This is a genomic window from Brevundimonas sp. (assembly GCF_035999125.1).
GTDB lineage: Bacteria > Pseudomonadota > Alphaproteobacteria > Caulobacterales > Caulobacteraceae > Brevundimonas.
The window spans coordinates 377,056-397,189 of record NZ_DASYGX010000007.1 but is presented as its reverse complement, the minus strand read 5'-3'; the positions used below and the strand labels follow the sequence as shown (position 1 = coordinate 397,189).

General features: G+C 67.0%; 17 protein-coding genes and 1 pseudogene. 9 read left to right on the top strand and 9 right to left on the bottom strand.

Annotated features, from left to right (window positions below):
• Positions 1-394 precede the first annotated feature (394 nt).
• The 3 genes from VGN45_RS07635 to VGN45_RS07625 are packed head-to-tail and all read right to left on the bottom strand — an operon-like array spanning position 395 to position 1,319.
• A complete protein-coding gene (locus VGN45_RS07635; protein WP_327460983.1) occupies positions 395-661 on the bottom strand; it encodes a DUF5985 family protein in 267 nt (88 codons plus the stop codon).
• A complete protein-coding gene (locus VGN45_RS07630) occupies positions 658-918 on the bottom strand; it encodes a DUF5985 family protein (RefSeq protein ID WP_327460980.1) in 261 nt (86 codons plus the stop codon). Before VGN45_RS07630 ends, VGN45_RS07635 begins: the two co-directional genes overlap by 4 nt.
• An 8-nt stretch (positions 919-926) precedes the next feature.
• Positions 927-1,319 carry a hypothetical protein gene (locus VGN45_RS07625; RefSeq protein WP_327460978.1) on the bottom strand — a complete coding sequence of 131 codons (393 nt, stop codon included), beginning with the start codon at positions 1,317-1,319 and terminating at the stop codon, positions 927-929.
• Positions 1,320-1,557: 238 nt separating this feature from the next.
• Between VGN45_RS07625 and VGN45_RS07620 the strand changes: the two genes are divergently transcribed.
• Positions 1,558-7,338 (top strand): HAMP domain-containing protein, encoded by a 5,781-nt coding sequence (locus VGN45_RS07620; protein WP_327461256.1) that lies wholly within the window; start codon positions 1,558-1,560, stop codon positions 7,336-7,338.
• Between the two features lie 44 nt (positions 7,339-7,382).
• Entirely contained in the window at positions 7,383-9,326 is a 1,944-nt protein-coding gene (locus VGN45_RS07615; protein WP_327460976.1) for a response regulator, read from the top strand.
• A 196-nt stretch (positions 9,327-9,522) separates the two neighbouring features.
• Here the strand turns inward: VGN45_RS07615 and VGN45_RS07610 are convergent, their stop codons facing one another.
• Together VGN45_RS07610 and VGN45_RS07605 are read right to left on the bottom strand one after the other, a co-directional pair.
• A complete protein-coding gene (locus tag VGN45_RS07610; RefSeq protein ID WP_327460975.1) occupies positions 9,523-9,738 on the bottom strand; it encodes a hypothetical protein in 216 nt (71 codons plus the stop codon).
• 146 nt (positions 9,739-9,884) lie between these two features.
• Positions 9,885-10,220, bottom strand: coding sequence for a hypothetical protein (locus tag VGN45_RS07605; protein WP_327460973.1), 336 nt, complete (start codon positions 10,218-10,220; stop codon positions 9,885-9,887).
• A gap of 96 nt (positions 10,221-10,316) precedes the next feature.
• On the opposite strand from VGN45_RS07605, the gene VGN45_RS07600 reads away from it, so the two are divergent.
• From VGN45_RS07600 to VGN45_RS07570, 7 genes and pseudogenes are all read left to right on the top strand, one after another.
• A complete protein-coding gene (locus VGN45_RS07600) occupies positions 10,317-11,084 on the top strand; it encodes an alpha/beta hydrolase (RefSeq protein ID WP_327460971.1) in 768 nt (255 codons plus the stop codon).
• 193 nt (positions 11,085-11,277) lie between these two features.
• Positions 11,278-11,772, top strand: a pseudogene (locus VGN45_RS07595) (septal ring lytic transglycosylase RlpA family protein); the annotation flags it as partial.
• A 133-nt stretch (positions 11,773-11,905) separates the two neighbouring features.
• On the top strand, positions 11,906-12,532 hold the full coding sequence (gene tmk, locus VGN45_RS07590; protein WP_327460969.1) for a dTMP kinase: 627 nt from the start codon (positions 11,906-11,908) through the stop codon (positions 12,530-12,532).
• Positions 12,529-13,512, top strand: a complete 984-nt coding sequence (locus tag VGN45_RS07585) for a DNA polymerase III subunit delta' (protein ID WP_327460967.1) — start codon at positions 12,529-12,531, stop codon at positions 13,510-13,512. Before tmk ends, VGN45_RS07585 begins: the two co-directional genes overlap by 4 nt.
• On the top strand, positions 13,506-14,294 hold the full coding sequence (locus tag VGN45_RS07580) for a TatD family hydrolase (protein WP_327460965.1): 789 nt from the start codon (positions 13,506-13,508) through the stop codon (positions 14,292-14,294). The genes VGN45_RS07585 and VGN45_RS07580 overlap by 7 nt, the downstream gene beginning before the upstream one ends.
• Positions 14,291-15,094, top strand: a complete 804-nt coding sequence (locus tag VGN45_RS07575) for an MBL fold metallo-hydrolase (RefSeq protein WP_327460963.1) — start codon at positions 14,291-14,293, stop codon at positions 15,092-15,094. Before VGN45_RS07580 ends, VGN45_RS07575 begins: the two co-directional genes overlap by 4 nt.
• A gap of 103 nt (positions 15,095-15,197) precedes the next feature.
• The gene (locus VGN45_RS07570) at positions 15,198-15,380 is read left to right on the top strand and encodes a DUF3606 domain-containing protein (protein ID WP_327450275.1); all 183 of its coding nucleotides are present in this window, start codon (positions 15,198-15,200) and stop codon (positions 15,378-15,380) included.
• A gap of 70 nt (positions 15,381-15,450) precedes the next feature.
• Here the strand turns inward: VGN45_RS07570 and VGN45_RS07565 are convergent, their stop codons facing one another.
• From VGN45_RS07565 to lpdA, 4 genes are all read right to left on the bottom strand, one after another.
• Positions 15,451-17,280, bottom strand: coding sequence for a hypothetical protein (locus VGN45_RS07565; protein ID WP_327460960.1), 1,830 nt, complete (start codon positions 17,278-17,280; stop codon positions 15,451-15,453).
• A gap of 22 nt (positions 17,281-17,302) precedes the next feature.
• Positions 17,303-18,004 (bottom strand): DUF305 domain-containing protein, encoded by a 702-nt coding sequence (locus VGN45_RS07560; RefSeq protein ID WP_327460958.1) that lies wholly within the window; start codon positions 18,002-18,004, stop codon positions 17,303-17,305.
• Positions 18,005-18,085: 81 nt separating this feature from the next.
• Positions 18,086-18,706 carry a DUF998 domain-containing protein gene (locus tag VGN45_RS07555; RefSeq protein WP_327460956.1) on the bottom strand — a complete coding sequence of 207 codons (621 nt, stop codon included), beginning with the start codon at positions 18,704-18,706 and terminating at the stop codon, positions 18,086-18,088.
• Positions 18,707-18,726: 20 nt separating this feature from the next.
• The gene (gene lpdA, locus VGN45_RS07550) at positions 18,727-20,130 is read right to left on the bottom strand and encodes a dihydrolipoyl dehydrogenase (protein WP_327460954.1); all 1,404 of its coding nucleotides are present in this window, start codon (positions 20,128-20,130) and stop codon (positions 18,727-18,729) included.
• Between the last annotated feature and the right edge of the window lie 4 nt (positions 20,131-20,134).

Sequence of the window (20,134 nt, the reverse complement as noted above, 5' to 3'; positions counted from 1 at the left end):
CAGTGAGGCCGCGAAGTGCGGAATTGGCAAGGCGCCAGGTCCTGACGCCGCCGCGACGCCGCGAGGAAGCTTCGCGGTGAGCCGACTTGGCCGACTTCGCGCTCACTGTAGGATGCAGCCATGTGCAACCTCTACAGCCTCACAAAGGCCAGGACGCGATCCGCCGGCTGTTCGGCGTGACGTCCGATCAGACCGGCAACCTGCCACCCCTGCCCGGCATCTCGACTATCCGGCGCCGATCGTCCGCGCGGCCGAGGGCGGCGGGCGCGAGCTGGTCATGGCCCGCTGGGGGATGCCGTCGTCGAAGAAGGCCCTGCTGGACGCCGCCACCCGCCGCGCTGACAAGCTGCGCGCCAAAGGCAAGGACGTCGACTTCGTGGATCTGCGCGCACCTTTACGCAGGCGGCCGTCGCGACTTGGCCACGATGGCGACGATTATGATCATGAAGGCAAGGGCGCGCAGAAGGTAAAAGGGGCTCTGCTCCTCGCGCGGGACGTCGAGGGCCAGCGTCAGCATCGGAACGGCTCCCAAGAGCAGGAAGGCCGTTGAAAAGGCCAGGAACAGGGCGTCGCCCGTCCGCCTCCAGAACTTCAGGAAGAAGACCGCGGCAACTCCGTAGCCCATGATGATCGCGCCGGTCATGACGACCTGAAAGGTCATCGGTCGACCTCCCAGATGAAGCCGTAGATCAGCACGCTGACCGCGGCGAAGGAGGTCGCCAGCCGCGCGAGGGTGAAGTCAGTCCGCACCAGCACAACCATGTCCAGCACCACGAAGGCAGCGTTCAGCGCCAGGAGGCTGAAACACCCTGCGCTCCACATCAGCAGCGGCTGACGTGTGCTTCGCCAAGTGCGGATCAGCAGCGCGGCGCAGATCGCGCTCGTGACCAGGCACAAGCCGTAAACGAGTGCAGGCACGCCAAGGCTCACGATTTCCACCTCCCGAGCCGGAACGAGTCAGCGAAGCCTTTTAAAGCATCCGATCGCTTGGTCATGATCACAGCGGTAACGCTGAATGGCCGCTCCGCATAGGTGGCGGCCAAGCGTTCCACCAGATCGGCGAGTTGTAGGCTGGCGGGCTGGTAGCGATGACCGTCGTGTCCCACGGCCACCAGTCCTGCGCGCTCAAGTGTGCGCAGGCAGTCGCTCATGACGTTGGAGCTGGATCGGGTCTCGGCGACCAAGGCGTCGGCGGACCAGACGCGGTCCCCGCCTCCCCGCATCACCAACAGGGTTTCGAGCGCCCAGACCGACGGCAGCGCGCTTTCGATGAAGCTCGTCAGATCCGGATCAAGAGAGGTGCGCCCGGGGTCGGTCACCGCGCTTCCGAAGGTCGGCGGGGGGTCTGCATGGCGCGCGAACCTAGCCTCTCCGGGCTGGATGGCAACTCGTCAAATTCTCCGCTTGTGTACGGAACCGAACCGCGCCGCCGGACATTTCGGGTGGTTAGGTTGAGGGGGAGCCAACGCGGGCGCCGACGTAAGGACAGGCCGATCACGGCCCGTCCGACGCGAGGCGCGGGCGACGCCCGACCGGTATCACGTACGGGTGCTGACCATGTCTCTGGCTTCGATCGCCGATGATTCGCTCGACAACCGACAGCTTCTCGCCGCCCTCAGAGCCTTCCGCAGGGGGGATTTCTCGGTCCGCCTGCCCGTGAACCTCAGCGGCGTGGACGGCGAGCTCGCCGACGCCTTCAACGAGGTCGTCGAGATGAACGACCGAATGAGCCGCGAGTTCGGCCGTCTGGCCGAAACTGTGGGACGGCAGGGACGGATCAACGCACGGGCCAAGCTGCCGGGCGCCTCTGGCGCCTGGGCGGACAGCGTCGAGGCGGTGAATGACCTGATCGCGGACATGATGCACCCGACCGCCGAGATGGCTCGCGTGATCGGCGCCGTGGCCAAGGGCGACCTGTCGCAGACGATGGACCTGGACGACGACGAGCGCCCGCTGCGGGGCGAGTTCCTGCGCATCGGCCGCGTCGTGAACACCATGGTGGGCCAACTGGGCTCGTTCGCGTCGGAAGTGACCCGCGTGGCGCGCGAGGTCGGCACCGAGGGCAAGCTGGGCGGCCAAGCCAACGTCAAGGGCGTCGCCGGCGCCTGGAAGGACCTCACCGACAACGTCAACTCCATGGCCGACAACCTCACCGGGCAGGTGCGGAACATCGCCGAGGTGACCACCGCCGTGGCCAATGGCGACCTCAGCCGCAAGATCACCGTGGACGTGAAGGGGGAGGTGCTGGAGCTGAAGAACACCATCAACGTCATGGTGGATCAGCTGAACGCCTTCGCCAGCGAAGTGACCCGGATGGCGCGCGAGGTCGGCACCGAAGGCAAGCTTGGCGGTCAGGCCCAGGTGAAGGGCGTAACCGGCACCTGGAAGGACCTGACCGACAACGTGAACTTCATGGCGGCGAACCTGACCAGTCAGGTGCGGAACATCGCCGAAGTGACGACCGCCGTGGCCAAGGGCGATCTGTCGAAGAAGATCACCGTCGACGTGAAGGGCGAGATCCTCGAGCTGAAGGTCACGATCAACACCATGGTGGACCAGCTGAACGCCTTCGCCAGCGAGGTGACGCGCGTGGCCCGCGAGGTGGGCACCGAGGGCAAGCTGGGCGGCCAGGCGCGCGTGGAAGGCGTCGGCGGCACGTGGAAGGACCTCACCGACAACGTGAACCTCATGGCCGACAACCTGACTGGTCAGGTCCGGAACATCGCCGAGGTGACCACCGCCGTGGCCAAGGGGGACCTGTCGAAGAAGATCACCGTGCAGGTGCGCGGCGAGGTGCTGGAGCTGAAGAACACCATCAATGTCATGGTGGACCAGCTGAACGCCTTCGCGTCCGAAGTGACCCGCGTGGCCAAGGAGGTAGGCACCGACGGCAAGCTGGGCGGCCAAGCCCAGGTGGAGGGCGTGACTGGCGCCTGGAAGGACCTGACCGACAACGTGAACTCCATGGCGGCCAACCTGACCGGTCAGGTGCGTGAAATCGCCGAAGTCACCACCGCGGTCGCCAACGGGGACCTGTCGAAGAAGATCACCGTCGACGTGAAGGGCGAGATCCTTGAGCTCAAGTCGACCATCAACGTCATGGTCGATCAGCTGAACTCGTTCGCGTCCGAAGTGTCGCGCGTGGCGCGCGAGGTGGGCACCGACGGCAAGCTGGGCGGTCAGGCCAACGTGAAGGGCGTCGGCGGCGCGTGGAAGGATCTGACGGACAACGTGAACTTCATGGCGGCGAACCTAACGGGTCAGGTCCGCAACATCGCCGAGGTGACCACGGCCGTGGCCAACGGCGACCTGTCCAAGAAGATCACCGTGGACGTCAAGGGGGAAATCCTCGAGCTGAAGAACACCATCAACGTCATGGTGGACCAGCTGAACGCTTTCGCGAGCGAAGTGACCCGCGTGGCCAAGGAGGTCGGCACCGACGGCAAGCTGGGCGGTCAGGCCCAGGTTACCGGCGTGACGGGGGCGTGGAAGGACCTCACGGACAACGTGAACCTGATGGCCGACAACTTGACCGGTCAGGTGCGGAACATCGCCGAAGTCACCACCGCCGTGGCCAACGGCGACCTGTCCAAGAAGATCACCGTGGACGTCAAGGGGGAAATCCTCGAGCTCAAGTCCACCATCAACACGATGGTGGACCAGCTGAACGCCTTCGCGTCCGAAGTGACCCGCGTGGCGCGCGAGGTGGGCACCGAGGGCAAGCTGGGCGGTCAGGCTCAGGTGAAGGGCGTGACCGGCACGTGGAAGGACCTGACCGACAACGTGAACTTCATGGCCGGCAACCTGACCGGCCAGGTCCGCAACATCGCCGAAGTGACCACCGCCGTGGCCAAGGGCGACCTGTCCAAGAAGATCACGGTGGACGTGAAGGGCGAGATCCTGGAGCTAAAGAACACCATCAACGTCATGGTGGACCAGCTCAACGCCTTTGCCTCGGAAGTGACCCGCGTGGCTAAGGAGGTCGGCACGGAGGGCAAGCTGGGCGGTCAGGCGCAGGTGCCGGGGGTGACCGGGGCCTGGGAGGATCTGACCGACAATGTGAACATGATGGCCGCAAACCTGACGGGTCAGGTCCGCGGCATCGCCGAGGTCGTGACCGCCGTCGCCAACGGCGATCTGAAGCGCAAGCTGACGCTGGACGCCAAGGGCGAGATCGCCTCGCTGGCCGACACCATCAACGGCATGATCGAAACCCTGGCCATCTTCGCCGACCAGGTCACCAACGTGGCGCGCGAGGTGGGATCGGAAGGCAAGCTGGGCGGCCAGGCCCGGGTGCCGGGCGCCGCCGGTCTGTGGCGCGACCTGACCGACAACGTCAACCAGCTGGCCGGCAACCTGACCACCCAGGTCCGCGCCATCGCCGAGGTGTCGACCGCGGTGACGAAGGGCGACCTGACGCGGTCCATCACCGTCGAGGCCTCGGGCGAGGTGGCGGCGCTGAAGGACAACATCAACGAGATGATCCGCAACCTGAAGGATCAGACCCTCAAGAACACCGAACAGGACTGGCTGAAGACCAACCTGGCCCGCTTCACCCGCATGCTGCAGGGCGAGCGCGACCTGGCGACGGTGTCCAACATGGTGCTGTCCGAGCTGGCGCCCCTGATCAACGCCCAGCATGCGGTCTTCTACGTGGCCGATCGGGACGCCGAGGATCAGCCCTTGCTGGTGCTGGCCGCCGCCTACGCCTCGACCGAGCGGGACCGCCTGTCGCCCACCTTCCGGTTTGGCGAGAGCCTGATCGGTCAGTGCGCCAAGGAGAAGGAGCGCATCCTTCTGACCAACGTGCCCAAGGACTATGTCCAGATCGGCTCCGGCCTGGGCGCGGCGGCGCCGCTGAACATCATCGTCCTGCCGGCACTGTTCGAGGGCGAGGTGAAGGCGGTGATCGAGCTGGCAACCTTCGGCGAGTTCTCCGAAACGCACCAGTCCTTCCTCAGCCAGCTGATGGAATCCGTCGGCATCGTGTTGAACACGATCGCCGCAAACATGCGGACCGAGGGCCTGCTTAGCCAGTCGCAGCTGCTCACGGCAGAGCTGCAGGCGCAGCAAGAGGAGCTCAAGACCACCAACGACCGGCTGGAGCAGCAGGCCGCCTCCCTGCGTCAGTCCGAGGAGCTCCTGCGCGCCAAACAGGAGGAGCTGCAGAGCTCCAACGCCGAACTGGAGGAGAAGGCGCAGCTTCTGTCCGCCCAGAACAAGCAGGTGGAGGCCAAGAACATTGAGGTGGAGCAGGCCCGCTTCGCGCTGGAGGAGAAGGCCGAGCAGCTGGCCCTGACGTCCAAGTACAAGTCCGAGTTCCTGGCCAACATGAGCCATGAGCTGCGCACCCCGCTGAACAGCCTGCTCATCCTGTCCAAGATGCTCAGCGAGAACACCCAAGGCAACCTGACCGGCAAGCAGGTGGAGTTCGCCAAGAACATCCACGCCGCCGGCTCGGACCTGCTGGGGCTGATCAACGACATTCTGGATCTGTCGAAGATCGAGTCCGGCACCGTCACCCTCGACATCGGCGAAACCAGCTTCGCCGACCTACGCGACCAGATGGAACGCACCTTCGCCCAGATCGCCCAGGACAAGAAGCTGGACTTCCGCATCGACCTGGCCGCCGATCTGCCCCCGTCGATGTACACAGACGACAAGCGCCTGCAGCAGATCATCAAGAACCTGTTGTCCAACGCCTTCAAATTCACGGCCGCCGGCGAGGTCCGGTTCAGCGTCGAACGGGTCCAAGGCGGCTGGAGCCCCGAAAACGACCATCTCAACAAGGCCGGTCAGGTTCTGGCCTTCTCGGTCAAGGACAGCGGCATCGGCATCCCCGAAGACAAGCAACGCATCATCTTCGAGGCGTTCCAGCAGGCCGACGGCACCACCAGCCGCAAATACGGCGGCACCGGACTGGGGCTGTCGATCAGCCGCGAAATCACCCGCACCCTCGGCGGCGAGCTGAAGGTCGAAAGCGAGCCTGAAGTCGGCTCGACCTTCACCCTCTACCTGCCGCTCAACTTCGCCCCCGCCGCGCCCGCCGCGGCCCGCGACGCGGGCAAGTCCATCGTGGTCCGCCAGATGGAGGTCGAGGACGAGGCCGAGGTGGTGCAGATGGTCGCCGACGACCGCGACAACCTTTCGCCCGGCGATCCCGTCATCCTGATCGTGGAGGACGATCCGCGCTTCGGATCGATCCTGTTGGCGCTAGTCCACGACAGCGGCTTCAAGGGCATCATCACCCAGCAGGGGGTGGCCGCGGCCGCGCTGGCGCGGCGCTATGCGCCCCAGGCCATCATGCTGGACGTCGGCCTGCCTGACATGGACGGACTGGCCCTGCTCGACCTCCTCAAGCGGACGCCCGAGACGCGCCACATCCCGGTCCATGTCATCTCCGCGGATGATCAGGCGGGCCTGGGCATCGCCATCGGCGCCTTCGGCTTCACGCCCAAGCCGATCGATCGGGAAGGCGTCGCGGCCAGCCTGGACGAAGTGCGCAACTTCGTGGCCGCGCCCGACCGCCGTCTCGTTTACGTGGGTCCGGCCGGCGAACCGGCAGGCGCCCTCAAGTCGGCGTTCGGTCAGGTCATGCGCGTCGAGGATCTGAAGAACCTGGCCAAGGCCAAGTTGAAGCCGACCGACGGCCTGATCATGGATGCCGGCATGGCGTCTCCCGGCGCGATGATCGACTGGCTGAAGGCCGCGCAGCGTCTGGCGGTCATCTACGCCGGCGGCCCCCTGGACCCGCACGACGAGCGCCGCCTGCGCCTGGCCGTCTTCTCCGGCCACGCCCGCCTCGCCCGAACACCCGAGCAGCTGCTGGAGCAGGCCACCATCCTGCTGCACGAGCCGACGGACCGCCTGTCCGAGGCGGCCCGCGCCAGCCTGGCCCAGACGCGCAAGGATGACGCCATCCTGACCGGTCGCACCGCGCTGGTGATCGACGACGACATCCGCAACATCTTCTCCATGGCCAGCGCCTTGGAGGAGTTCGGCGTCGACCTGCACTACGCGGAAAGCGGCCGGGCGGGGCTGGACCTGCTGCGCCAGCATCCCGAGATCGACATCGTCTTGGTCGACATCATGATGCCCGACATGGACGGCTACGAGACGATGCGGGAGATACGCTCCATCACGCGCTTCTCTGATCTGCCCATCATCGCCGTGACCGCCAAGGCCATGAAGGGCGACCGCGCCAAGTGTATCCAGGCCGGGGCGTCCGACTACGTCTCCAAGCCGGTCGACATCGACTACCTGATTTCGGTCATGCGGGTGTCGATCCAGCGTGCCGACGCGCACCGTCTGGCGGCCGCCCAGCCGGCCGCCGTCTGATGGCGCCGCGCCGCACCCCGGCAGCCGCCCCGCCACGGGCGCGGGTGCTCATCGTCGACGACGACGAGCGCAACGCATTCGCCGCCACCGAGGCGTTGGAGGTGCTGGGTCACGAACTGGTGGTGGCCCGCTCCGGCGAGGAGGCGCTGCGACTGCTCCTGACGCAGGAGTTCGCGGTCATCCTCCTGGACCTGCACATGCCCGGCATGGACGGCTATGAGACCGCGCGCCTGATCCGTGAGCATCCACGCACGCGCGACACGCCCATCGTCTTCGTCACCGCGGTGTTCCGGGACGAGGCGCACATCTTCCAAGCCTACCAAGTCGGCGCTGTCGACGTGGTCTTCAAGCCGGTCGACCCCTTTATCCTGCGGGCCAAGGTTTCGGTTCTCGCGGATCTGCACCTGAAGAACCTGGAGATCACTCGCAGCGCCGAGGAAAGACACAAGCTCCTAAAGGAGAACGCCGCCAACGCGGAAGCGCGTCTTAACGCCGAGCTGGAGCTGCGCCAAACCCTCGAGCGCCAGGACGCCATCCTGAAGTCACTGCCCGTCGTCTTCACCTCCCGCGCGACGCTGCACCCGTTTGCGGCCCTGTTCGTCAGCGACAGCATCATGCCGCTGACGGGCTTCGAGCCGTCCCGCTTCATCGACGAACCGGAGATCGGCCTCGGGCGCATCCATCCGGACGACGTTCAGGGCGTGGTGGACTGCCTTATGAAGGCCAGTGAGACCGGCGCCTACGCCTGCGAGTACCGGTGGCAGTGCGCGGATGGAGAGTATCGCAGCTTTCTCGATCAAGGCGTCTGGGTGCCAGGCGAGGCCGTGGGAGGGGGCGAGATTCTCGGAACGCTTCTTGACGTCACCGATCGGCGCCGTTTGGAGGAACAGCTCTCGCAGGCGCGCAAGATGGAGGCCGTCGGCCAGCTGACCGGCGGCATCGCACACGACTTCAACAACCTGCTGACGGTGGTTCTCGGCAACGCGGACATACTCATGCGTCGCATCGAAGACGAGAAAGCGCGGCGTCAATTGGAAGCGATCAAGCTAGCCGCGGACCGCGGCCACACACTTACGCGGCAGCTTCTGGCCTTCTCTCGACGGCAAACTCTTAACCCGGAGCCCGTCGACCTCAATCAGCTCGTTCTTGGTTTTGCCCCTCTCATGAGACAAGCGGTGGGCGAAGGCGTGATCCTAGACCTCACGCCTCATGCGGCGCCCGTCTATGTGCTGGTCGACGCCAACCAGCTCGAGAACGCCCTGTTGAACATGGCCGTGAACGCCCGGGACGCCATGGACGGCGAGGGCCGGTTGACGATTTCGGTCGCCGAGCGTGAAGGAGCGGGTGTGATCGCCGTCACGGACACGGGATCCGGGATGACCGCGGAGACCCGACAGCGCCTCTTCGAGCCCTTCTACACCACCAAGGAGGTCGGGCGCGGCTCGGGGTTGGGCCTGTCCCAAGTCTATGGGTTCCTCAAGCAATCCGGCGGCACGGTGGAAATCGACAGCGTCGTGGGAGAGGGGTCCACCTTCCGCCTGACTCTCCCTGTCACGGAGAGACGTCCCCAGCCCGCCGCAACGGATTGCGAAAGCGCCGCTGCGCAAGGAGGTTCGGAGCGCGTGCTGATCGTCGAAGACGATCCGGCGGTGCTTAGCGTCTGCCTCGACATGCTGCAGAGCCTCGGGTACCGCTGCGAAGTTGCCGTAGATGCGGCCGGAGCGCTGGCTCGGCTGGCCGAGCGTCGCTTCGATCTCCTGTTCTCAGACGTCGTCATGCCCGGCGGCGTAAACGGCATTGAACTCGCTCGTCGCGCCACAGCCGCGCACCCCGGCCTGGAGGTGCTGTTGACGTCGGGCTACGTCGGTGAGGCGGCGCTGGACGATCCGCACGATTTTGCGGTCATCGACAAACCCTACGAACACGCCGAACTAGCCGCCCGTCTCCGGGGGCTTCTGGACGCTGGGAAGCTCTCCGTCGCATCATGACAGTCCTGTCGGTGCTGACAAATTAACGGGTGAGTAGTCGCCGGTCGAGTTGAGGTGCGAACCGCAAATGCGATGGCAAAACAAGCGCTTGCCTAAGGGCGGCTCTCGCCAGCACGAGAAGTGGCCGCCGCGCGGAGAAGAATGCGTGCTGAGTCTGTCCAACTGAAATCGTTAGCTGTTTAGCCCCGCTCCAGCTCTACTGACCGGTTAAGTTGACAGCACCGAAGAACGGCAGCGGCCCAAACAAGGGAACAAGGGCTTCGAAATTGACCCCTTCGACGTCGAACACCGCATCGGCGTGAACCACTAGCGTAGCAAGTAGTGGCAGCGTCGCGCCTAAACAGGCCATGATCGCCAATGTCTGCGCTCGCCCCATCATGAAGTTGGTGATCCAAGCAATCAACGTCCGCAACGGGTCGCGTGCGGTCCTTCAGCGGGCCCTGGACCTAAGGTCCGGTTTCCGCCGCTGCGCCAATGTCCGGTGGGCGCAACGAGGAACTTCCTAAAAAATCTCGTCGTCCTCACGCTCCCGCATCTCGATCACGTCACTCGCGCCGGTTAGGGAGTAAACATACTCCGCCCGGCTGAACCGGAACCGGTTGGTTTGGCTCGCGAGCGTGTAGTGAGCTTCCATAACGACTTCTCGAGACGTGAAGCTGGGGGGAGGCGGCGCAAGGTTTTGCCCCCGGCCCCGACTGCGGGGAAGTTCGCCTGGAGGCCGGCCACGGCGCCCGACAGGTGGGCTGCGTATGTGCGCCGCATGTGGGGGAACAGTTCCTGCTGCTTACCGATCAGCATCCGCTTGAGATCGTCCTTTGCCTTCGATGCTTCTGAGGAAATCGCGACTGCGCCTTCCTCCGCGGCGACCTGCTGCAGTTCGATGTAGGCGGACACCCTGTCCGCCATAAGCGAGCGGCATGTCGCCGAAACGGTGTTATCGAACCGACATGACCGCAGGCTAGCTTGGCCGCATAGTCGCGGAGGTGGATCATGATGCGAACTCTTCTTCGCCTGAGCGCGCCGGTGATGGCTGCCGCCGGTCTGGCCATGGCGGGGCCCGGCATGGCGCAGGATCGGCCGACGGTCGTTTTGGTCCACGGCGCCTGGGCCGACGGCTCGTCGTGGGCCGAGGTCATCCCCCATCTGCACGACGCGGGCCTGAAGGTCGTGGCGGTCCAGCTGCCGCTGTCCAGCCTGGAGGCCGACGTGGCCACCGTGACCCGGGCCATCGAGGACCAGTCGGGCGACGTCGTCCTGGTCGCCCATTCCTATGGCGGCGTGGTCATTTCCGAGGCGGGCAATCATGCCCAGGTGAAGTCCCTGGTTTATGTCGCGGCGTTCGCGCCGGGTCCGAACCAGTCCGTGAACGCCATCCTGTCCGCCTTCCCTCAACCCGAGTGGTTCTCCAGCCTGCATGCGGATGCCCAAGGCTGGGTGACATGGCCGGCCGAGCCGATGGCGCGCTGGTTCTCGGCCGGTCTGCCGGCTCGACAGCAGGCGGTTCTGGCGGCCGTCCAGCATCCGACCTTCTTCGGCGTCAACGACGGCGCCATCGGCGGGACGCCGGCCTGGTCGAACCGCCCCACCCACTATGTCGTGGCCGATGCGGACCAGATCATTCCCGCCCAACTGCAGATGCACTTCGCCACGACCATGACGGCGACCATCACCCACGCCGACGGCGGGCACCTGATCATGCTGGCCCAACCCCGACCGGTGGCCGACGCCATAATCGCGGCTGTCGCGGCGGTCGACTGATCCGAAGTTCTGACGGGCGTTGACCAAGCGCCAGGGCGATGCGGGCAAGCTGCGCCACATTCCGAAAGGCTTTCCGGAGCGCCGACGAATGAGGCCGTAGCGTCTTGGATCAACTGTGACGAACGGGGCCGTTCGCGGCGATCGACCGTCGCCTTAACCAAGCGCCAAGGCGATGCGGGCAAGCATTCGCCGCATGACGTATCGGATGATCAGGACGGCGGTCGTGGCCGCCCTGGCCCTGGGGGCCGGCGGCTGTGCGATGTTCGGCTTCGGTTATGAGCACGGGCCGTATGCGCCGGTCGTGACCGATCCAGCCCCGATCGTCAGCGGGACCATGCGGCCGTACCAGATCCGCGGCCGCTGGTATCATCCGGAGGAAGACCCGGATTATGAGGAGGTCGGACTGGCGTCCTGGTACGGCGACCGGTTTCACGGGCGGCCGACGGCGACGGGCGAGACGTTCGACATGAATGCCCTGACCGCGGCGCACAAGACGCTGCCGCTGCCGGGCTTGGTCGAGGTCACCAACCTGGACAATGGGCGCACCGTCGTGTTGCGCGTCAACGACCGGGGGCCGTTCGTGGACGGCCGGATCATCGACCTGTCACGCGGCGCCGCGCAGGAGTTGGGCCTGCTGGAACGCGGCGTGGGGCGTGTGCGCGTCCGATATATTGGCCGCGCGCCTCGGCTGAGGCGTGAACGCGCCGCCATCGACGCCGGCTTCGAGGTCATGGCTCGCGTGATCGACGCCGCTGGGGAAAGCCCAGCTTTCTGACCGCACGGGCCTTGGCCGCACCGCCGCCTGCCGCCATACAGAGCGAGTGTCGCGCGGACGGTTCATCACATTCGAAGGCGGGGAGGGGGCCGGCAAGTCCACCCAGGCCCGACGCCTGGCCGACGTCCTGCGCGCGGGCGGGTACGACGTCGTGCTGACGCGTGAGCCCGGTGGATCGCCCGGCGGCGAACGCATCCGCGGGCTGGTCGTGTCCGGCGGCGCGGAGGACTGGTCGCCCATGACCGAGACTCTGCTCATGTTCGCCGCGCGGGACGATCATCTGAACGCCGTCGTCCGACCTGCGCTGAACGCCGGAAAATGGGTGATCTGCGACCGCTTCAGCGATTCCACCCGCGCCTATCAGGGCGCGGCCGGCGGCGTGGACCCCGCCTTCGTCGAGGCGCTGGACGCCGCCGTCGTGGGCGCCGATCAGCCGGACCTGACTCTGATCTTCGACCTGCCGTCCGACCGCGGCCTGTCGCGGGCCCTGGCCCGCGGCGAGGCGGAGACGCGGTTCGAGGGCAAGGGCGCAGAGTTTCACGCCCGACTCGCCGAGGCCTTTCGCACCATCGCCGCCGCCCACCCACAGCGCTGCCGCCTGATCGACGCCGACGGCGAGGTGGACGTCGTGGCCGACCGCGTGCTGGCGGCGGTGGAGGCCGCCGGCCTGTGACCGACCATCCGCGCGATCGGTTCGACCTGGTCCCCGACGTCGAGGCCGAGTTGGCCTTCCTCGACGCCTTGGAACGCCGTCGGCTTCACCACGCCTGGCTCCTGTGCGGGCCCGAGGGCCGGGGGAAGGCCACTTTCGCCCACCGCGCCGCGCGGCGGCTGCTGGGGGCGGCGGCCGATCCGTCGCGCGGCCCGCTCGGCGCGCGGCAGGACGATCCGGTCAGCCGCCTGATCTCGGCCCAGTCGCATCCCGACCTGCTGGTGCTGGAGCGGGCCGTCGAGGGCGGCAAGACCAAGCGCAACATCTCCGTCGATCAGGCGCGCGACCTGCCGGAGTTCTTTTCCAAGAGCCCGGCGCAGGCGGGACGGCGCGTGGCGATCATCGACGCGGCGGACGACCTGAACGCCAACGCCGCCAACGCCATCCTCAAGACCCTGGAAGAGCCGCCGCCCAGCGGCATCCTGCTGCTGGTGTGCCATGCGCCCGGCCGTCTGATCTCGACCATCCGTTCGCGGTGCCGCCGGCTGACGTTCCGGCCGTGGACCGAGGCGGCCATCGCCGAGCTGCTGCGGAACACCGTCGGCCTCGGCGTTGGAGAGGCCGAAGCGGTGGCGGCGGGGGCCGGCGGTTCGCCCGGCGCGGCGCTGGCGGCGATCGGGGACGAGACGCGCGCGGCCGACGAGCTGGCCCGACGCTGGGTCGGGAGTTCCGACCCGCTTGACCGGTCCGAGCGGCTGGCCCTGCTGGGCACCCTGCGTGGCGCGGAGGGCGCCGCGCGCTTCGACGCCATGGTGGACCGGCTGGCCGCGGCCGTGCGCGATCGCGCGCTGGCGGGCGGGGAGGGGGCCTCCGACTGGGCGGAACTGTGGTCCCGCCTGACCGAATGGCCGGACCGCGCGGCCGGCCTGAATCTGGATCGGACAGAGGTGCTGGCGTCGGCTCTGAACGATCTGGAGCGTACCAAGGCGCGCGCATGCTGATCGACAGCCACGTCAACCTGCACGCCCCCCAATTCGATGAGGACCGCGACGCGGTGATCGACCGCGCGCGTCAGGCCGGGGTCGGGATGATGGTCGAGATTTCCGACCGGCTGTCGACGTTTGAGGCCACCCACGGACTCGCCATGGCGCACGACGACATCTGGTGCACGGTGGGGGTTCACCCGCATGAGGCGCGGCATCACGTCGATCTGACGTCGGATCGACTGGTTGCTCTCGCAAAGCGAAAAAAGGTCGTTGGAATAGGGGAGTGTGGCCTCGACTTCCACTATGACCTGAGCCCGAGAGGCGTCCAGGAAGCGGTGTTCCGTCAGCATGTGGCGGCGGCGCGGACGTCGGGCCTGCCGCTTGTTGTGCATACGCGCGAGGCCGACGACGTCATGGCCGGCGTACTTGGAGAGGAAATGGCCGAGGGCCCGTTTCGAGTCCTGATGCACTGCTACACATCGGGCGCAGAACTTTCGAAAAAAGCAGCGGAAATGGGAGCCTGGTTCTCTGTTTCGGGCATCGCCACCTTCAAGGCGGCCGAGGACGTGCGGGCGGTGATCCGGGACATGCCGGCGGACCGGATCATCGTGGAAACGGATTGTCCCTATCTGGCGCCCGTACCGCATCGCGGGCGACGCAACGAACCCGCCTACGTCGGCCATGTGCTGGACAAGCTTGCGGAGATCCGGGGTTGGTCGCGGGAGGAGGCGGAGGTGCGCACGACCGACGCCTTCTTCTCCCTGTTCGACCGAATTCCGCGACCGGCGGGCGCATGAGCGACGCGCTGGAGGTCATGATCCTGGGCTGCGGCTCATCCGGCGGGGTGCCGCGCGGCGACGGCGACTGGGGCGCCTGCGACCCCACCGATCCCCGCAACCGACGCGCCCGCTGCTCGGCCTGGGTCCGGAGGATCGGCCCGGGCGGCGAGACCAGCGTGTTGATCGACACCTCGCCGGACCTGCGGACGCAGGCCCTGGCCGCCGGGATCACGCGCTTGGATGGGGTGATCTACACCCACGACCACGCCGACCAGACGCACGGCATCGACGACCTGCGCGTCTTCGCCATGCGCTCGCGGCGCCGGATTCCGGCCTGGATGGACGCGGCGACGCGTGAGGCGCTGACGGGCCGCTTCGGCTACATCTTCGAAAGCGTGCAGGGCTATCCCGCCATCGTCGAGGCGCGGAATCTGCCGCCTCACGGCTCGGCATGGACCATCGACGGACCGGGCGGCGTCGTTCCGGTCACCACCTTCGACCAGGGGCACGGGCCGATCCGCAGCGTGGGCGTCCGCCTGGGCGACGTCAGCTATTCCAGCGACGTGGACGCGCTGGATGAGGCCGCGTTGAACGCCGTCCGGGGCAGCAGGCTCTGGATCGTCGACGCCCTGCGGTTCACGCCGCACCCGACGCACGCTCATCTGGACCGCACGCTCGACTGGATCTCCGCCGCCGACGTCGAACGCGTCGTGCTGACGAATTTGCACATTGATCTGGATTACAGCGTCTTGACGGCCATCGTTCCGAGGAATGTGGAAGTGGCGTACGATGGCTGGCATGCTTCAGTACGTCCCTAGGGGCACATCATATTTCGCATAATATGTCTTAGGCGTGTAATGCATCCTGGCGCGCGGCCGTCGCCCCTCCTAGGTTGCCCCTCAACAAGCAGGGAAAGATCGAATGGCCGGCCTCAAGGACAAGCGCGGCTTCATCGACAAGGACAGGCTCGACCTCTCGGAACGCCAGGCCGTCGAATACTGGATGAAGCGCTGGGGCGTGACGCGCGACCAGATCACGGCGGCGCATCGCAAGGTCGGTCGCCTGACCAAGGACATCGCCGCCGAGCTGGGCAAGAAGCGCTGACGTCGAAACGCCGACGGCGGGGTGAGCCAGAGCCCGCCCCGCCGCCGTCATGGCACACTGGCTGCTTGAATCAGCCGATCCGTTCGAACACGCCGGCCAAGGCCCGCATGCGACGGGCGTCCACGGCGTTCACCCCACGCACGCCGGCCGCGGCCGTCAGCTTGGCCGCCACCGCGTCGCCGGCCGCCGCGTCGGCCGAGCCCCGGCGCCAGCCGTCGATCACCGTCTTCGCCTCGCCCATCAGCGCGGCGTCGGCGCCGGTGCGGGTCAGCTGGTCGACGTAAGCCATGGCCACGTCGGGCGTGTCGGCCCATTCGACGCGGGTCTGGGTCTGCGGGTTGATCACGTCCATCCGCACGGCCTCGGCCGCGGCGATCTCGGCGGCCGAAAGCTGATCCGACGGCGCCAGCTTCAACACGTCCAGACCGCGCGCGATCTCGCTGGAATAGATCCGGCCGTTGAACCAATAGGCCGACCAGGAGCCGCCGACCATCAGCTTGTCGGCGTCCAGCGGGCCGCGGTCGAAATAGGCGATCTCGACCGGCTTCATCGGGTCCGAGAAGTCCATGATCGAGATGCCGCCCTGGTACCAGGCCTGGACCATCAGGTCGCGGCCCGGGACCGGGATCAGGTTGCCGTTGTGCGCGACGCAGTTCTCGCTGGCGTTCTGGGCCGACGGCAGCTTGTGGAAGGCCCGGCCGCGCAGCTTGCCGTCGCCGCCGATCGTGGCGATCAGGTTGGCGCCCCAGGTCGTCGGATCGGAAGCCTGACAGCGCGCGCCGATGCCCCCGCTCCATTCGTCGGTGAACACGACGCGCTCGCCGGTGTTGTCGAAGGTGGCGGAGTGCCAGTAGGCCATGTCCGGATCGAACAGCTCCGAAATCCGCTTGGGGTTCTGCGGATCGCTGATGTCCAGCAGAATGCCGTTCCCGGCGCACGCGCCCGCCGCCCGGTTGATCCCCGGGAACACGGTGATGTCGTGGCACTGGTCGGTCTGGGCGGCTTCCTGGCTGGTCACGCCGATGCGTCCACCGGTCCACAGGCCGTCCACGCGGCCGGCGGCGTCGGCGAAGATGCGCGGCCGGTTGACGATGGCGGCGTCCTGCGGACGGTCCAGCGGCACCTTGATCACGTCGATCGAGAACAGAGCGGTGTCCGGGTTGCGGCCCGGGGCTCCGCCGGAGCAGATCGACAGCTCTTCGGTGCGGCGCACGCCGGAGGTGCCGGAGTTGTAGACGTAGAGGACGTTCTCCTCACTGCTGGGCACCAGGGTGTGGGTGTGCGAGCCGCGGCATGTCTGGACCGCAGCCACCTGGCGCGGGTTCGACAGGTCGGAAATGTCGAAGATGCGCACGCCGCGGAAGCGCTCGGCGTTCACCGCGCCCCCTGCCCCGCCGGTGCCGCAGTCGACGCGGCCGCGGTTCTCCTCCACCGACATGAACAGCAGATTGCCGTGCACCGACAGGTCGCCCTGCCCGCCCGGACAGACGACCGACAGGATCAGCTTCGGCTCGGCGCCCGTCACGTCATAGGCGTTGAAGCCGTTGAAGTTGCCGACGAACAGACGCCCGTTCGACATCGCCATGTCGGTGTTCGACAGAGCCAGCGGGCTGAAGGTGTCCGGGCTTGCCTGAATGCGCGCGTTCAGGGCCTGGCCCTCTTCCGCCGTCGTCGGCGGCGCGAAGATCATGTCTGGATCGAAGAAGCCCGGCGGCGGCGGCGTGGCGCTCTCCAGCGCCAGCCCTTTGGCCGCCTGTCCGGCGTTAAGGATGCCGTCCGACAGGGCGGTCCGCTCATCGGGCGCGACCGTCGGCGTCTGGGCCTGGGCGGCAGCGGTCGCGGCGCAGGCCAGCATGGCCAGCGCGGCGGCGGAGGAAAGCAGGGTCTTTCGAACGAACATGGCCGCTCCTTGAAGTGAGGGTTCAGAATTCAGCGAGAAGGCTGCGCATGCGCAGGATTTCAGCCGCCTGGTCGCCCACGACGGAAGAGACGAAGTCGCTCATCAGCGTGTCTTGGGCGGCGTCCGGGATGGCCAGCAGGGCGTCGACCATGTCGAGCGCGCCCTGATGGTGCTGGATCATGCCTTCCAGAAACAGCCGGTCGAAGTCAGGTCCCGACGCGGCGGCCAGCCGGGCCATCTGCGCCGGCGACAGCATGCCCGGCATTAGGGGCGTCTCGGACGGCGCGGCGGCGTGCTGGGCATGGCCCGCATGAGCGTCTTGACCTCCGTGGCCGGCATGCAGGTCGTGCGCCTCCACCGCCTGACCGCGCGCCTCGAGCCAGCCGGTCATCAGCGCCATCTCCGACGCCTGCCCGATGGCGATGCGTCGGCCCAGCGCCTTGATCTGCGGCGACTGTCCCCGCGTCTCCAGCAGCTCGACCATCTCCACCGCCTGGGCGTGGTGGACGATCATGTGGCGCATGAACTGGACGTCGGCGTCGATGAAGCTGGTCCGCCCCATCTCGCGCGCCTGTTCCGCGGTCACGACGCGCGAGGGCTGGCCGGGAGCGCCGGGGTTGAAGATCGGCGGCGACGCCGGCGGGTCCTGGACCGCGCCGGCGACGAGAGGATCGTGAAGGATCAGGGTCAGGGCCGATGCGGCGAGGCCCAGCAGATGCGGCAAGTCACGAACTCCGAACGACGTCGGGCCGGAGACTAGGGCGGCCTCCCGGCGGGGAGCAAGCGCGAATGCATGTCCGATAGTTCATGTTTGCCGACGCCTGACCTTGCCGAGCAAAGCGAGACTTCCGAGAGCCATGGGCGTCAGAAGAGCCAGAGCAACCGGACGCTGGATCGCCCCGGCCCAGCGGCCCCTGTCGATGCCCGCCGCGCCGCTCATCACCCATACGGCGCCGCCGATAGCGATCAGGCAGCCCACAAAGGCCCAGCGCCAGGCTCGCACTCGCCAGAAGACGGCCAAGGCCGGTCCGGAGTACGCAAGGCAGAGGGCGACGAGGAACGAGCCGGCCGCATGGCGGGGATCGGGCAAAGGAAAAAGCGCGGCCAGCAGCGTCGCGACGCCGAAGCTCGCGACGGGAAGGGCCAACACGAGGGCCCAGACCCACGACCGCCCGATCATCCTGACGGCCGCAGCCTGCCCCGCCGCGTTGATCATCGCCAGTCCGCCGGCCAACATGACGGCGGCGTTGAATGCGGCGGCGTTTGGAGCGCCGACGGCGCCCAGTTCACTCGCGACTTGGCGCGTGGCGTCGTAACCCGGATGAGCCCCGACCGCGATGAGCTGCGCACCGAAGTAAACGGCGATCAGCGCCGGTCCCGCCACCAGGGCCAGCCGAACCCAAGGCGGCACATATGACGGCGACATGGGCTGCCCCCCGTGTAGCCCTAAATGTGGATCACGCGTCCGTAGGCGTCCAGCGCCGCCTCGTGCATGGCTTCGGACATCGTGGGGTGCGGATAGACGATGCCGTGGATGTCCTCTTCCGTCGCCTCCATGGCGATGGCGGTGACGTAGCCCTGGATCATATCGGTGACCTCGGCGCCGATCATGTGGGCGCCGATCAGGGCGCCCGTCTTCGCGTCGAAAATGGTCTTCACGAAGCCCTCGGTCTCGCCCGAGGCGATGGCCTTGCCGTTCACGCGGAAGGGGAAGCGGCCGATCTTCACCTCGCGCTTCTCGGCCTTTGCCTGCTGTTCGGTGACGCCGACCGAGGCCACCTGCGGCTGGGCGTAGGTGCAGCCGGCGATGGGCGAATGGACGTTCGGCGTCTTGAAGCCGGCGATGTGCTCGGCGGCGTGGATGCCCTCGTGCGAGGCCTTGTGCGCCAGCCAGGGCGCGCCGGCGCAGTCGCCGATGGCGTACAGCCCCTTCACGTTCGTGGCGCAGTGGCCGTCGATCGTGATGTGGCCGCGGTCCATGTTCACGCCCAGCTCCTCCAGCCCGATGCCGTCGGTGTTGGCGGTGATGCCGACGGCCGAGATGCAGACCTCAGCCTCCAGCGTCTCGGCCTTGCCTCCGGCCTCGATCGACACCTTCACGCCGGACTTCTCCTTGGCCAGCTGGGTGACCTTGCAGCCGGTGCGGAACTTCATGCCGCGCTTCTCGAAGGCCTTCTGTGCGGCCTTGGACACTTCCTCGTCCTCGACCGGCATGATGCGGTCGACGGCCTCGACCACGGTCACCTCGGCGCCCAGCGCGCGATAGAAGCTGCCGAACTCGATGCCGATGGCGCCGGATCCGATCACCACGATGGATTTCGGCATGAATTTCGGCGCCATGGCCTCGCGATAGGCCCAGATGCGGTCGCCGTCGGCTTCCAGGCCGATCTGCGGGATGGCCTTGGCGCGCGCGCCGACCGCCAGCATCACGGACTTCGCCTCGACCGTGCGCGACCCGCCGGCCTTCAGCGCGATCACGACCTTCGGCGCGTCCTTGCCCTTCTCCAGCTTCGCCGTGCCCTCGATGACCTCGATCTTGTTCTTCTTCATCAGGAAGCCGACGCCGCTGTTCAGCTGTTTGGCGACGCTGCGCGACCGCTGGATGATGGCGTCGAAGTCGAAGCCCACCTTTTCGGCGGACAGTCCGTAGTCCTTGAGGTGCGACAGGCTCTCGTACTTCTCGCCCGACTTCAGCAGGGCCTTGGTGGGGATGCAGCCCCAGTTCAGGCAGATGCCGCCCAGATTCTCGCGCTCCACGATCGCGGTCTTCAGGCCCAGCTGGCTGGCGCGGATGGCGGCCACATAGCCGCCTGGACCCGAGCCGATGACGATAAGGTCGAATTCAGCCACGGTC

What these genes read in the sequence shown, in the direction of transcription:
- VGN45_RS07635 (WP_327460983.1), bottom strand. Translation starts at nt 661, where the DNA reads ATGACCTTTCAGGTCGTCATGACCGGCGCGATCATCATGGGCTACGGA.
- VGN45_RS07620 (WP_327461256.1), top strand. Translation starts at nt 1,558, where the DNA reads ATGTCTCTGGCTTCGATCGCCGATGATTCGCTCGACAACCGACAGCTT.
- VGN45_RS07600 (WP_327460971.1), top strand. Translation starts at nt 10,317, where the DNA reads ATGATGCGAACTCTTCTTCGCCTGAGCGCGCCGGTGATGGCTGCCGCC.
- VGN45_RS07580 (WP_327460965.1), top strand. Translation starts at nt 13,506, where the DNA reads ATGCTGATCGACAGCCACGTCAACCTGCACGCCCCCCAATTCGATGAG.
- VGN45_RS07575 (WP_327460963.1), top strand. Translation starts at nt 14,291, where the DNA reads ATGAGCGACGCGCTGGAGGTCATGATCCTGGGCTGCGGCTCATCCGGC.
- VGN45_RS07570 (WP_327450275.1), top strand. Translation starts at nt 15,198, where the DNA reads ATGGCCGGCCTCAAGGACAAGCGCGGCTTCATCGACAAGGACAGGCTC.
- VGN45_RS07565 (WP_327460960.1), bottom strand. Translation starts at nt 17,280, where the DNA reads ATGTTCGTTCGAAAGACCCTGCTTTCCTCCGCCGCCGCGCTGGCCATG.
- VGN45_RS07555 (WP_327460956.1), bottom strand. Translation starts at nt 18,706, where the DNA reads ATGTCGCCGTCATATGTGCCGCCTTGGGTTCGGCTGGCCCTGGTGGCG.